This is a genomic window from Paenibacillus sp. AGC31 (assembly GCF_057334655.1).
This window is the reverse complement of the sequence record NZ_JBHFJH010000050.1, coordinates 136,504-151,647: the sequence shown is the minus strand read 5'-3', so window position 1 is coordinate 151,647 and position 15,144 is coordinate 136,504. Positions and strand designations below refer to the sequence as shown.

11 protein-coding genes are annotated in these 15,144 nt (G+C 46.3%); all 11 read right to left on the bottom strand.

Annotation, left to right across the window (positions count from 1 at the left end):
* Window positions 1-140 precede the first annotated feature (140 nt).
* Window positions 141-854 carry a cytochrome c biogenesis CcdA family protein gene (locus tag ACE04G_RS30605; RefSeq protein ID WP_036614418.1) on the bottom strand — a complete coding sequence of 238 codons (714 nt, stop codon included), beginning with the start codon at window positions 852-854 and terminating at the stop codon, window positions 141-143.
* 49 nt (window positions 855-903) lie between these two features.
* Window positions 904-1,707: a metal ABC transporter permease gene (locus ACE04G_RS30600; protein ID WP_017687569.1), complete on the bottom strand. Its 804-nt coding sequence runs from the start codon at window positions 1,705-1,707 to the stop codon at window positions 904-906.
* 52 nt (window positions 1,708-1,759) lie between these two features.
* Window positions 1,760-2,518, bottom strand: coding sequence for a metal ABC transporter ATP-binding protein (locus tag ACE04G_RS30595; RefSeq protein ID WP_100527644.1), 759 nt, complete (start codon window positions 2,516-2,518; stop codon window positions 1,760-1,762).
* 99 nt (window positions 2,519-2,617) lie between these two features.
* On the bottom strand, window positions 2,618-3,676 hold the full coding sequence (locus tag ACE04G_RS30590) for a metal ABC transporter substrate-binding protein (RefSeq protein ID WP_397376268.1): 1,059 nt from the start codon (window positions 3,674-3,676) through the stop codon (window positions 2,618-2,620).
* Between the two features lie 242 nt (window positions 3,677-3,918).
* A complete protein-coding gene (metG, locus tag ACE04G_RS30585) occupies window positions 3,919-5,943 on the bottom strand; it encodes a methionine--tRNA ligase (RefSeq protein WP_449005395.1) in 2,025 nt (674 codons plus the stop codon).
* Between the two features lie 454 nt (window positions 5,944-6,397).
* The gene (gene yidD / locus ACE04G_RS30580; RefSeq protein ID WP_017687565.1) at window positions 6,398-6,649 is read right to left on the bottom strand and encodes a membrane protein insertion efficiency factor YidD; all 252 of its coding nucleotides are present in this window, start codon (window positions 6,647-6,649) and stop codon (window positions 6,398-6,400) included.
* A 2-nt stretch (window positions 6,650-6,651) separates the two neighbouring features.
* The gene (locus ACE04G_RS30575) at window positions 6,652-7,116 is read right to left on the bottom strand and encodes a Fur family transcriptional regulator (RefSeq protein ID WP_074095707.1); all 465 of its coding nucleotides are present in this window, start codon (window positions 7,114-7,116) and stop codon (window positions 6,652-6,654) included.
* A gap of 338 nt (window positions 7,117-7,454) precedes the next feature.
* Window positions 7,455-9,707: a stalk domain-containing protein gene (locus tag ACE04G_RS30570; protein WP_449005394.1), complete on the bottom strand. Its 2,253-nt coding sequence runs from the start codon at window positions 9,705-9,707 to the stop codon at window positions 7,455-7,457.
* 275 nt (window positions 9,708-9,982) lie between these two features.
* Window positions 9,983-11,620 (bottom strand): beta-N-acetylhexosaminidase, encoded by a 1,638-nt coding sequence (nagZ, locus tag ACE04G_RS30565; RefSeq protein WP_449005393.1) that lies wholly within the window; start codon window positions 11,618-11,620, stop codon window positions 9,983-9,985.
* A 28-nt stretch (window positions 11,621-11,648) separates the two neighbouring features.
* On the bottom strand, window positions 11,649-13,280 hold the full coding sequence (locus ACE04G_RS30560; protein WP_449005392.1) for a response regulator transcription factor: 1,632 nt from the start codon (window positions 13,278-13,280) through the stop codon (window positions 11,649-11,651).
* Window positions 13,277-15,112, bottom strand: coding sequence for a cache domain-containing sensor histidine kinase (locus ACE04G_RS30555; protein ID WP_449005391.1), 1,836 nt, complete (start codon window positions 15,110-15,112; stop codon window positions 13,277-13,279). The genes ACE04G_RS30560 and ACE04G_RS30555 overlap by 4 nt, the downstream gene beginning before the upstream one ends.
* Between the last annotated feature and the right edge of the window lie 32 nt (window positions 15,113-15,144).

Genomic DNA, 15,144 nt, shown 5'->3' with positions numbered 1-15,144 from the left:
AACAGGACTGCTTATAATGATATGCTAGTATATGCATTTCTAACAAACGATTAAAAAGCAGGTTACATGACCCAGAGTGTCTCTGGTAACATGTAGCCTGCTATGCCATACATAATAATACTCGAATTCAGTTCATCCGTTTAAATAATCATCCAGTCTGGTGTAATCTGCTGCAACCAGATGGTAATCTTCGTCATCTGATCTGTAAAAAGCAATACCCCAAGGAACAACATTAATGCTCCGCCGACTTTCATCATGACATTGGAATACCGTAAGATCCAGCGTGTCGAACCAATGAAAAACGCCAAAATGAAGAACGGTATGGCAAACCCTGCCGTATAACCTGTAATCAGCGCCAGCCAGGTTGTGGGCTCACTCGCAGCCATCGCAATGATCGCTGTTAGAATGGGACCAATACAAGGCGACCATCCTGCTGAGAAACCAATACCAAATATAAAAGAGCCCAGATAGCCTGCTGGTTTCCATTTCATATCCAGCTTGCGTTCCTTCATCAGAAACTGCGGCTTGAACACACCAAGCAAAAACAACCCCATGAGCATAATCAGAATCGCAGACAATTGACGAATCAATTCACGGTTATCATTGAAAAATTGGCCAAACAGTCCAGCACCAAGGCCAAGCGAATAAAATACTGCCGAGAAGCCTAAAATAAACGCCAGCGTATGCGTCATGGTCTTAAAGCGGACTTCACGCTGATTGCGGTCATCCTTCAATTGCTGCACCGTCATACCTGTAATGTAGGAGAGGTATGATGGATACAGCGGAAGACAACATGGTGATATAAATGAGACCAAACCTGCTACAAAAGCCATCCATACATTAACATCAGGCATGAAGCGGATGTCTCCCTTCCCCGGGCTCACGTGCTTGCTCGTTCAGTCGTCAGGCTCGGAACCCTTTTTTTCCAATCATCGTCAGAATCAGCATCATGATCAGCAATAATACAATCGTTGCTCCAGGTGCGAGGTTCCAGATACCTGCTACAACCAGTCCAAGGACTACGGCAATTTCGCCGATAACCACGGACAAAATAATGGCGGATTTGAAACTTCGAGCCATCAACAGGCTGACCGCTACGGGAATGGTCAATAGCGCTGACACCAGAAGCGCACCAACAATCTTGATCGCCGTGCTTATGACAAGTGCTGTCATCACCGTGATTAACATGTTCAGAATTCTCACAGGCAACCCTGTAACCGCTGCCGCATCTTCCTCAAAGCTGAGCAGGAAAAATTCCTTATGTAACAATGCCACTACAATCACCACGATCAGCGTAACCACACCTACAAGCTTCAGATCCGTAGCGTCTAATGTATAAATACTGCCGAATAAATAACTCATGACATCTGCATTATATCCTTTGCCCAGCGTAAAGAACAAGGAAGCAAGAGCCACGCCACCGGACATGATAATGGCAATCGATAATTCGGCGTAACTCTTGTACGCTTTGCGCAATTTCTCTATCGCAAATGAAGCAAGCACGGCAAATATCAAGCCCACTGCAATGGGATACACTTCAATCAGGAATCCAAGTGCAACACCGGCAATGGTCACATGAGACAAGGTGTCTCCGATCATGGATAACCGCCGCAAGACCAGGAACAGTCCGATTAACGGAGCGGTAATGCCAATTAACAACCCACCCGCCAGGGCACGCTGAAAAAAATCACTCATTAATATTTCCAAAACAAACACGACTCCTTCGGCCTTACTCTAATCTAATGGGCCATAAATACGGCTAGCGTACCTGTGCAGTGGTATGTTGCAGATTGGTCTCAGCACAATCCTGTACCTCATGCGAATGACGGACATGGAAGTTAATTTTGCCATTCGTTACCGCAGCTTCAGAACCCAGATAACTCTCCATTCGATCCATATCATGAGACACCATCAGAAAAGTCATGCGGTGATGTTCATGCATATGGGTAATCAGTTCAAAGAAACTGGCCTGTGATTCAGCATCAATACCTACAGTAGGTTCATCCAGAATCAATAGATCCGGGTGATTGATAAGCGCTCGTGCCAAAAATACACGCTGCTGCTGCCCGCCGGACAATTGACCAATACGTTTGTTCGCCAGATCCTCGATCCGCATGACCTGCATCGCATCCGTGCACTGTTGCTGACATTTGCGAGACATACGACGGAACATGTTTTTGTTATTATACAAGCCTGACATGACCACTTCACGAACGGTCGCAGGGAACAACGGGTTAAATGCATTCTTTTGCGGTACATACCCGATTCGGTCCCAGTCCTTGAACCTGCGGATCGACTCTCCGAATAGTTTGATATCTCCCTGCGCAGGAGGAAGAAGTCCTACCAGCATGCGCAGCAATGTCGTTTTACCCGCCCCATTGGAACCGATAATCCCGACAAAGTCCCGTTCCTGGGCCATAAAATCGAGATTCTCAATCACTCGCTGGTCCCCGTAGGAAAATGATAGTTTCTCGATCTCTATAATTGGATCATGACATAGTGGCATGATTTGCTGCATGGCAAAGCCGCCCTTCATTATATATAAGAATCCCATAGCGTTCTAAGAGCCTTCACCGCGAACGGTAAAGACTCTTCGATCTGAATCCTTCATTCTATCTTATTTTAATGCGATCAGCAGATTTTGCAAATTTTTCTCCATGAGGGTGAAATAATCATCCCCGTTTGTTGCCTGCTCCTTGGTCAATCCCTCAACCGGATTAAGGACCATGGTCTCCACTCCTGCTTCACTTGCCAGTGTTTTCGCCAATTTGTCAGATACCAGCTCTTCGAAGAAAATATATTTGATACCTTCATCTTTAACCAATTGCGCAAGCTTCACAATATCCTGTCCTGTCGGTTCAGCATCCGGGGAAAGTCCCATAATGGCATGCTGGGTTAATCCATAATCACGTGCAAGGTAGCCAAACGCTTGGTGCGAGACTACAATTTCGTTGTTCGGTACGGTAGCCAACTCATCTGTGAAACGCTGATCCAGTGTCTCAAGCTTCGTACGAAGCGCTTCATAACGTTGTTCGTAACCTGCTTTGTGATCAGGATCTGCCTCGACCAGACTATTTTTGATGTTTTCAGCCATGATCATGGCTGATTTCGGACTAACCCACGTATGTGGATCAATATGATGATCAGCGACATCTTCACTGGTAGCCTCATCTGTATGTTCATCTGCATGCTCGTCTTCGTGCTCTTCGCCGTGACCGTGCCCATCATCACCCTCAGCGGTTAACAGCTTAACCCCTTCGCTGACGGCAACAGACTTCACCTGAGTATCACTATTCAGCGACTTCAGGAAATTTGGCACCCATCCTTCCAGTCCAGCTCCATTATAGAAAAACAGCTGTGCCTTGGACGTATTAACAATATCCTGACTCTTCGGAGTCCAGTCATGCGGCTCTACTCCCGTTGGCAGCAGGTTAATGACATTGGCATCCTCACCACCGATGGCAGTCGTAAAAGCATATACAGGATAAAATGTCGTCACAACGTTTACCTTGCCTTCCACAATCTTCGCACTATTGGAACTATCCTGCCCACACGCTGACAATACCAGCAAAGTGAGAATAAGCAAACCCGTCCACATTAACTTCATGTTGCCTCTTTTGCTCGTCTTCCCTGTCCGGTTATCCTGAACTTGATGTTGATCTTTATAAAATGTCATTATGATTCACTCCGCATCTCTTAATCGTAAACATTACTGAAAGAATTATAGGTAACCTGAACCTACTTGTCAAGCTATCCCGTCCTATCATTCTTTCCTGAAGTACGGAGTTCATAACAGTATATGCTTGTTCTCTTCCCTTAAGATGCGATTTATATCAACAAAAAAAGGGGCTCGAATTACATCGGGCCACCTTGTGTCATTTTTATGACAGAATTTGAATAAATTTCATAACTCAATTCTTATTTCACTTGTGCGCCATTAGGCATGTTGTCTGGTACTGTAGCAAGTGTAAGCTGGTCGCCATGCGATGCTGCAAGGATCATACCCTGGGACAGTTCACCACGAAGTTTCACGGGTTTGAGGTTCGTCACACAGATGACTTTGCGTCCAACCATCTCTTCTGGCGAATAGAACTTCGCAATTCCCGATACGACCTGACGCTGCTCATAACCCAGATCTAGCTGCAATTTCAGCAACTTATCCGCTTTTTTGACCGGTTCGCAGGCAATGACTTGCGCGACACGCAGTTCAACTTTGGCAAAATCGTCAATCCCGATCTCTTCCGTACCTTCAGGGGCTGTTACCGGTTCAACAGATGCTGAAGTTCCAGCATCTGCTTGACTTGCTTCAGGCTGTGCCGCTTTTTGGCCACCAGTCATTGCTTCAGAGATATAAGCAATTTCCTGTTCGGAATCCAGACGCGGGAAGATTGGATCACCTTTTTGCAATGCGTTTCCAGTTGGAACCAGACCCCATTGCTTGGCTGTGTCCCAAGCCGTAAGTTCACCTTCCTGAATGCCGAGCTGTGCCCAGATTTTATGAGGAGCACGTGTCAGGAACGGTTGCAACAGAATGGAAGCAATTCTCAAGCTTTCGATCAGGTGGGCCATAACGGATGCCAATTCATCGCGTTTTGCTTCATCACGAGCCAGCGCCCATGGCTGCGTCTCATCAATATATTTGTTGGTGCGGCTGACAAACTGGCTGATCGCTGTCAGTGCTACAGAAAACTGCAGGTTTTCCATGGCCTGTTCCACTTTTTCCACTGTAGCATGGCCTGCTTCTTCCAGCGAAGCATCAAATTCCGTTACATTCGATGCAAACGCAGGGGCTTTGCCTTCAAAATATTTGTCTACCATCGCAACTGTACGATTCAACAAGTTACCCAGATCGTTCGCGAGGTCGGAGTTGACACGTTCTACGAAGCTCTCCGGCGTAAACGTACCATCAGAACCAAACGGCACTTCACGCAGCAGGTAATAACGCAATGCATCCAGACCGTAGCGGTCGATCAGGGTCACCGGATCAACGACATTACCTTTTGATTTGGACATTTTGCCATCCTTCATTAACAACCAGCCGTGCGCAAACACTTTCTTCGGCAAAGGCAAGTCCAGCGCCATCAACATAATTGGCCAGTAGATCGTATGGAAACGAACAATTTCTTTCCCTACCAGATGAACATCTGCAGGCCAGAACTTGTTATACAGGGATGTATCGGATGAACCGTAGCCCAGTGCTGTAATATAGTTGGACAACGCATCAATCCACACGTAGACCACGTGTTTTGGATCGCCTTTAACTTTGACGCCCCATTCAAATGTAGTCCGCGATACGGCCAAATCTTCAAGACCTGGCTTGATGAAGTTGTTGATCATCTCGTTCTTACGGGATTCCGGCTGAATAAAGCCCGGGTTCTCTTCATAATATTTCAACAAACGATCTGCATATTTGCTCATACGGAAGAAGTAGGATTCTTCTTTGACCAATTCCACCGGGTGTCCGCTATCCGGGCTCTTGGCCGAGATAATCTCACCCTTCTCATTTTTCTCTACATCCACCAGTTGAGTCTCCGTGTAATACGTCTCATCCGGAATACTGTACCAGCCTTCGTACTCACCTTTGTAGATATCTCCCTGTTTCAGCAAACGGTCAAAGATATCCTGAACGACGGTTTTGTGACGCTCTTCGGTTGTACGAATAAAGTCGTCATTGGAAATGTCCAACTTGTTCCACAGTTCCTTGATCCCCACAACGATATCGTCGATAAAAGCTTGCGGTGTCTGCCCTTTCTCTTGTGCCTTGCGCTCAATCTTCTGGCCATGTTCATCGGTTCCTGTCAGATAGTGGGCATCATACCCGCGTAGACGCTTGTAACGAACCATCGCATCTCCCGCCACTGTTGTATACGCATGCCCAATATGCAATTTGTCACTCGGATAATAAATCGGGGTTGTCAGATAAAATGTTTTTTGGTCAGCCATGAATGACTTCTCCTCCTTCTAATGTTCCTGCTTCATGTGATCCCTTCGTCCAAAACAACTAAAAAAGAACACAAAAAACTCCCGCCCCTATGGGACGAGAGTTGCTCTCACGTGTTACCACCCAAATTCCCCATGTTTTTCACAAAACACAGGCTCTGTCGGTCCTTCGACCGCCCATTAACGCTGGATCACGCCTCCGCCTTACGACAGCAGCTCTGAAATCACTGTCTGCACGCTCGAAAGAGGTTCCTCTGGGACCATATTCCATCCTCCTCCCAGACCGGTTCTCAGCTCATCCGGCTCTCTGCACTGGGGGTGTGTCTGTACTTATCCCTTCACTGGAAATCATATAGGAAAAATATACTGAAATGCGGACCCCTTTGTCAAGTGGACAGCATCCTCAAGTTCAAGCCTGGCCTGCTTCCAGGCCACCGGAACACTTCAGGCTACATCGTTACTCCGATACCATCATGGATTTCTCCGCCTTTGGTGGCACCAGATCTACACCACCTGGATGAAACGGGTGACATTTGGCGATACGTTTCGCTGTTAACAACGAGCCTTTGAGCGCACCGTGCACTTCAATCGCCTCCATGGCGTAAGCCGAACAGCTCGGATAGAACCGACATGTTGGCGGTGTTAATGGAGAGATATAGTTGCGGTACACCCGAATGGGTGCCTGAGCAATTCTGCGCGATAACTTCATGGTCAGTGCTTCCCATGAGCGTGTTGATGTCCCGATGCAGCTTTGGCCGGGGCATGCTCAGCACAGTCCTTGCAATATCCAAATACCTCAAACTTGTGGTCCACAACCTGAAATTGCTCAGGCGCATCCGCAAGCTGCATCGGGCAAAAAATAATAGGATATGTCTTCTGACACTTCAGACAGATCATATGATGGTGATGATGATCTTCACTACAGTGTGCTTTGAATTTAACGCCATCTTCGAAGATGACCTGTTCCAGTACACCCAGTTCCTGCATCACCCGCAAATTACGATATACTGTGTCAAAACTCAGTCCGCTGTAAGTTTTACCCATATATTCATAGACGTCCTTGGGTGTAAGATACCCGGGGGACTCGGCAAATAACCGGGCCAGTGTTTTCCGCTGATCGGTAATGCGAAGCCCCTGTGAGGACATGGTCGAAATAATCTGTTCTGTCGACAGCATGATCTAAAGCACCTCCTGTCATACGAGCATTTTGCATCATTCATAGAGCGACAGTTTATTCAGCAAAAGCGAAAACTTTTGCTTTCTTGTATACCTCTAATAATGCATCAAATTACGATTAGAGTCAACGAAGACACCGGGTTAGGTCATTCCAACATCACATAAAAAGGACTCCATGCACATGCATTGCCATTAGTCCAGCTTGAGCTAATGACATTACATTTTGATGGAGTCCCTTCCTGACGGTTCAGATGATCAATCGTTCGGGCGACTTTTGGGGTGAACGGGTATATATGATATAAGCTTTCACTCCAAACCGTCCGTGCATGTTCATGTTATTACTTTTCAGCCGGAAGCGGCGTGAACAGCAGGTTAACAGGCAAGTTACTTCCTGGTGCCGCAGAGAAGAGAATAGTTACACTCTCGCCGTACGAACCTGTGCGATACATAACGCTTTGCTCATTAGGCGCAGTTACAGATTTACCTGTGGAAATCTGAACAACCTGTCCGTTCACGAGTGCAACACCTGAGTATCTGCCCCCACGAGGGTTGAATGAAATCAATGTGCGCGGAGCAACATTATTCAATGTAATTTTGTACAATACACCGAAGTTACCTGCGTTGGAAGCTTCTGTGAAAGCCATAGGGTCCGTTCCCACAAGGTTTGGATCACTTGCATTGTCTCCAAGTGGAAGACGTGCAGGCTTCGATCCTATTTCCTGATCATACGTAATGATCCGTGTTGCATTCGGGTACGTTCCGCGGTTGTGAACACCATCACGATCCAGAACCGGCAGGCTCGACAACACTTCCATCGGGTCCTTGTTTTCTTCGATCATGATAATGTTGTAATCCAGTTCATAATCACTGAATACGTCGGAATACAAGGAAATGACTTGTCCCTGTTTCATCGGAAGAACGCTCAGATCATTGAGAATCAGCTTGCTTTCTCCTGGCTGGATGTACACTTTCTTTTGTCCGGTACCATTCTGCATGGATTGGAACCAACGGTCAATGGACAGCTTTCCAGCTACCGTTGCAAAAGGAGACGGTCCTGCAAAGCCCATGTTTTGCTGGTCAATGGACGCCGTGTATGCATTGTTGTTTGTCGCTACAACATACATTTTTACGCTTTTGCCCGTGTTGTTCACATGGTGAATCATGAAGCGTGTCTGTCCAAAGGAAGATTCCTTGTACACAATACCTTCCGTATTCACGGTTTCCGGGCTGTTACTACGGATCAGCAGACTTGGTTCATCATAATAAGTGAAAGGTACTTTCTCCAATGCCGGTACACCACCACCGTCAAAAGTGAACTTTTCACCGACTGGTGTGAACAATTGATTGAAGTCAGTCACACTATAAAGTGTTTCTCCCGTAATATTGATCATCTTGGTATAGCTATCGCTAGCACCATGTTTATCGGTAACTGTAATCGTTACGGTCTTCGGTCCTGGAACAAAGAATGCAAGTGCATTGTTATCCCATTCGGTTTTAACAATTGCATTCTCATCATCTGTGCTTTGATCAATATAAGTGATTTTCTCACCCATTTTGTATTCTTCTTTATCTGTCGTAAACATCGCGACAGGAGGCAGATTCGGTCTTTCAACCTTAATCGTAACCGAATACGGATCGCTCCATTGACCACTCGAATCCTGGACCGCATAGGTTACTGTGTATACACCTGGTTGGTCGAATGAATCCTGACGGCCTGTCCAACGCTCATCTACAATGCTGAGTCCCTTGGGAGAGCTGGATCTGGTTGTGTAGGTTACCTGATCTCCGGCAAAGACCTCTTTTTGTACCGTGAAGCTTGCCACCGGTTTGGTACTCAGATTCAATACAACCGTTTTGGCAGATTGATTTACTTTATACGTAATGTCCAGAGCCTGTGTAATTGAAGTCAACGGCACCATGAACGTATTTCTTTGTTGATAAGCCGCGCCCTTCATCGTTCTGGACACACCATTAACGGTATATATCTTGCTGTTTGTTTTGAAACGCAGCTCATCTTCACCACTAATAATGATCGTTTCTTTGGTTGTGTTATCATATTTTACATCATAGCCAACCCGATCAACGAGAGCACGGATCGCTACATAGGATACACCATTTTTAACAGCCATTGGCTGTCCAGCAAGATATGTTTTGCCATCTTGCATCATTTTATTACTGTTCATATAAAGAGTGAGGTCTCCACCCCCGCCTCCAGCAACAGATGAACCGCCTGTAGATGGTTGCTCCACTTCTACTGGTGCAGGTGCTGGTGTTTCCTCAGCTGTACCTTCTTCGTCCGTAGGTTCAATTACCGGCTCAACAGGAGTCGCGTCTGTTCCTGTAGGAACATCTGTCTCAGGGTTCACTTCTTCAGTTGTTTCATTATTTGATGTTGGCGTGTTTGTTCCGGATTTCACTTCGGATTCCGCGATGGTTTGTTCTTTCTTCACAACCTCCACGGATTTAACTTTGGCTGTATTCACTGATGTAGTATCGCTCTGATCTGCTGATTGTGCATTGGCAGGAATCACTGCAAACGCCTGAAACACAGCAAAAGCGGTAAGTATGGACAATTTCTTCTTCAAATTCATTCTTTGTCTTTGGCTCCTTCTGCTCCCATTTTATAAATATCCCCCTCAAAAAGTCATATTATTAGACGCTTGGAACCGGGAAAAGTTGCTAAAAAGTTAAGAGGAGAATTGTAAACTTTTAATAGAAGGAAAATACTATGAAAATAGTTATCTATCCATTATCTTTTTGGCATTCATATCCCAAAATTAACCAATATAAAATTTCAACAAAAAAATCTCTCCGGGAGATGGTCAATCAGCACCATATCGCAGAGAGATGTAAGGATTGAATAGGCCTAGCGCAAACGGACAGGTAGACTTCCTGTTGGCTGCAGTCCTCCGGTTAACACATGGGACAGGGCCCGAACAACTGCAGGTGTATTTTCATACGTACACACATAACTTCCCGGCCTCGAAATCTCCAGCAGATCATATGGATTGCGCAAAGCAATTACAATCAGGGAATGATTCTTACTAAGCTTTTCAACCAAATACTGTTGCCCTTTCGGAAGTTGACCTGCCGATGTGTACGTACATACGATAACTTGTTCACGATTCGACACATCCTTCCATATGCGATCTACTTCCTCATATGAAGGCTGAGTCGTTATTTTACGCTCATGAACTCTGCCTCGCAGCTGCGATAGCGCCATACCCAACGATTCTGTATGGGACCATGGTTCATCCACCTCTGTCCGTTGCACAACCTCAGGCCAGATGACATATACGTCCTTCTCTGGGATCAACGGCAGCAGCCCATCATTATGAACGATGGTAATACTGCTTGAAGAAATCTTGAACAACGTCAATTCGTTGGGCTCAGTCGGTTTAGTGGATTCAGTGCAATTAACAGGTTCAACATCGCTTGCTTCGACCGTTTCACTCGCTTTCGGCGAAACAAGATGATCATTCTGCTGCCCACAGCGCTTTCTTTTCCATGTCATAATGCGTTCAACCGCCTGATGAATAACCTCTTCCGAAATGCGCCCCGTTCGAACTGCTTCCACAATGGCTTCCAGCGCAGCAACCTGATCTTGTAAGGTATGACTCACCAGAATCAGATCTGCTCCTGCTTCCACAGCACGAACGGCAGCTTCAGCTACCCCATATGGCTTGGATATCGCATGCATTTCAAGACAGTCTGTAATAATAATGCCTTCAAAACCCATTTCCTCACGTAGCAGACCCGTTAACACCTTATGTGACAATGTTGCCGGAATGGGCTCGGGCTCAATCGAAGGGAACATCACATGAGCTGTCATAATAGCATCAACTCCGGCCTCAATCGCCTTGCGGAACGGTAACAACTCCATCTGTTCCAGCCTGTTTCGATCATGAGGTACCGTAACCATACCAAGATGAGAATCTACGGCGGTATCTCCGTGTCCCGGAAAATGTTTGGCAGTAGCAGCTATGCCCTGTGATTGATATCCGGTGATGGCTGCTACGCCATGAGCGGCCACACTTTCAGCATGTTCACCATACGAACGCACACCGATAACCGGGTTAAGCGGGTTGTTATTCACGTCGACCACTGGCGCAAGGTTCATATCAATACCAATGCTTTTTAGCTCACGACCCAGAATTTGAGCACACTCTAGGGTATATTCCGGATTGCCTGTCGCACCAAGTGCCATATTACCCGGCACTTGGGTCATTCCCTCTTTGTCAATCCGTGCAACCATGCCACCTTCCTGGTCCACCGAAATCATGAGTGGTAGGACCCCCGCTTCAGCAGCCATATCTTGCAGTTCAGCGGACAGCCGTGTCAATTGATCTACACTTTCGACATTGCGCCGGAAATAAATGACACCTCCGACGTGATAGTCACGGATTAAGCGAGTAATCTGTTCATCTGCGTGCTGACTGTGAAATCCACACATCAACAATTGGCCTACCTTTTGCTCCAATGTCAGATCATTCAAGAGTTTCATTTGACCTCTCCTCCCGTTTCCCTTGCCACTACGAACCCAATCTTTTACTCTGCCTGTACTCGGAGGGTTTCATGTGGAAGTGTTTATGAAACACCTTGGAGAAGTAACGGCGCTCCTTGAACCCTGTGGCTTCCCCAATCGCTGTAATGCTCCATTCGGTTGTACTCAACAATAAAGCAGCACTTTCCATCCGTTTCTGCGTCATGTATTCTACAAAAGTAACACCCATTTGAGTTTTAAATAGCTGGCAAAAGTAACCCGGGCTGATTCCGAGCCAATCTGAGACTTCATCTATTCCCAAGTCCTGTTGCAGCCGTGCATCCATATACTCACATGCAGACAGGATCAGTTCCGATACAGAAGGACGTGGCTGCGTTTGTTTGCCCTGACAGGCATGGGTAACAACCTCTGCAAGTTCAAGGAGTTCCCTCATGGATACAGCCCCTTGCAGTGCATTCCAATAATTCACTTCGTGATCTTCAGCGAGGGCCTGTACTTCACGCAGTTCCCGAAGCATGTGTACAAGCATAAACCGAAGATTGGTTTCATCTATCCTGTTGAAGGATTGTCCTGAATTCCCCATTCGCTGTTTAAGCCGATCCAATACATCACTTAACCCCTGCTTGTTCCCTTGCCGAATCCACCGAGTAACAAGCTCCAGATCTTCTCTTGTAATCCATGAGTTAGCCCCTTTGGAGGCCGTATGATCATACGATAATGTGTTTTCGGGACAACTCGCCTTTAACACCCCGTCTTCACTTTCCGAATGGGACATCAGTATTTTTTGACAATGCCGGAATCGCTCCAGAATTTGACTTTCCAAGTTCACGGGCACAGCATCCTGAACAACCCTAACCTTCACATTTGAATCCAGGGATAATATCTCATTTAATTCGAGACACAGTTGATGGGCCAGATCCTCTGAGCGACGTTTCCACTCCCCCGATGCCTCCAGCAGGATGCACCACTCCCCTTTGCGGGTCGAAAGAATCTGACAGTTCCCCCTAATTCTCTCCGCTACTTCCCTAAGTGTGGAACTTACGGTCTCATGCCATCGTTGATGCTGAAGTTCGGACCAGCCGATCGAATGGCGAAAATAACCGACTGCATCCACCAGCAGCAACGTATACGGTGCAGTAGTTGTTATGAATTCAGGAACAGAGGCAGGATAGGCAACCTTCAATGGTGCTTCTCCTCGCAACAGGTCAATCAACTGTTTGTGTCTGATCCAGCTTTCCATCTCTTGGTTGCGATAACGTTGCGATTCGTTTTCCAGACGTCTCTTCTGGATCTGCCCGGCAAGCTCACGCAGTTTATGTTCCAGATTCAAATAATCAATTGGCTTACATATGTATTCATGTACGTTATACTTGATAGCGGTTCGAGCATATTCAAACTGCTGATAACCGGTCAGCAAAATAATCTCACACGTTTCACCCTGCTCTCGCAGTAAACGAATAAGTTCCAATCCATCCATAGACGGCATCCGAATATCACACAAGAGAATGTCTGGATGACTTTCTGTTACTTTCCCCAGCGCTTCTACACCACTTCTCGCTGTACCTGTGATTTCAATCCCCATCTCTTCCCAGGGTAAAATGTAGTTCAGATTCTCCAAAATCGGCAGCTCATCGTCAACCAGCATTGCAGTCAGATTCATCCGGCTTCCTCCTGCTCATATAATGGAATGATACATCGAATAACTGTGCCATACCCCGGTGCTGAACATATAAATATGCCATACCCGGCCCCGTATTGAATACGAATTCGATCTGCCACACTTCGTAATCCCAATCCCCTGCGTTCCGTTATGGACGACAATGATTCCGCCCCTTCCGCGAGCATATCTTCCGGCGGATCTTCTGCCATATACTCAAATCGTGCGAGCATTTCCTGGGGAATACCGATCCCATTATCCTCAACACATAACACCAGATAATCCCGTTCTGCATATGCGCTTATCCGTAGTACACCTGGATAGGTGATCCCCTCAAACCCGTGTTGAATGCTATTTTCCACCAGAGGCTGGAGGGTAAGCTTGAGCAGGATTGAGCTGTATAGATGGGGTGGAATGTCAATCTCATAGGTGAACAAATCACTGAACCTGTACTGTTGAATCTCCAGATAACTTTGCAAATGTCTGATTTCCTCACCCAGCGGAATCTCCTCCTGATCCTGAATGCTGATACGAAGCATATTGCCAAGTCTGGTCACCATCTCGCTTACTTTACGGCCCTCCCCACGCAGCGCTAATCCATTAATGGATTCCAATGTGTTAAACAGAAAATGAGGTTTGATCTGGGCCTGTAATACACGTAGTTCCGCTTGGGCCTTCTGCTCTTGCTCTGCACGAACACGACGGAATAATCCCCCGATTCGATCCAATAGTTCATTGAACCCTTGCGCAAGCAGCTGCATTTCATCGAACCCTTTTCCTTCCACCCTTGCATTAAAATCACCATCATCCACACGACGCATAAACCTTACAAGTACAGCAATGTTCCCCGTAATGCGATTCATGAAAAAAAGATTAAAGATCATTGCTGCGAGCAGACATAACAGAATAATGATGACAGACCAACCGGCAAAGGCATTGGTTTCCGCAGATAAAGCTTCCCATGAAGTCACACTGACGAGGCTCCAGTTATAGTTCTTCAGATGATATTGCGAAAGGATGCTCTCCTTGCCGTCAAAGACCGTTCTGACACTGCTAAAACCGGGACCGTAACTGCCGGATTCAGCACCAAGGTTTTGCATGTTCTCACCGTTGTAAATCCCTGCAGGATCATAAACGATCAGTCCTTCTTCATTAATTAACAGGAATGATGTATCCTGTGCCGAATCGCTGATTTGCAGGTGACGGAAGATCCGGTCGATCTCTCCTTTTTTGATCTGAACAACAAGCACGCCGATATTTTGAAAATAACTGAGTTCTTTGATCAGTCTGATCTGGGTGAAGACAGGCTCTACCCCGGTTAATTCGGGATATTCCAGAGGTGCGAGCCATTTGGGCACACCATTAAGTTGCTGAATTTCGTTAAATAAGGGATGCACTTTGAATTGCTGAAAAGGAAGGGCTTGAAAATTTTCTTTGGTGAAGATGGAGACAATCTGGTTGTTCTCGGACGAACGCAAATCATATAAAAAGGCATAACTGATGAACGGATAATTATATAGAAGGGAACGGAAATTGCGCTGGCTGGCATTCAGGGATAACTGATTACCGGTCCCCAGATCCTGCTTGGTCGGATCTTTGGCGTTCAACGCCATTTGAAAAACCGAGGTCGCTATCCCATTATCGGTCACATTGTTAATCTGCTGAAATACATTCTCGATATTGTAGCTGATGGCCTGAAGCGCATATTCGGCCTGTTGATTGTATTTTTTCTCAATCGTATGTGATGTGACCAGAAACATGCCAATGCCCAGCGCACACATCGGTACAATAATCAGCAGCAGAAATGCCAAGGCCAGCTTCATTCGCAAGTTCATATCCCGTTCTCCCTATTCACTGGTTCATGGTA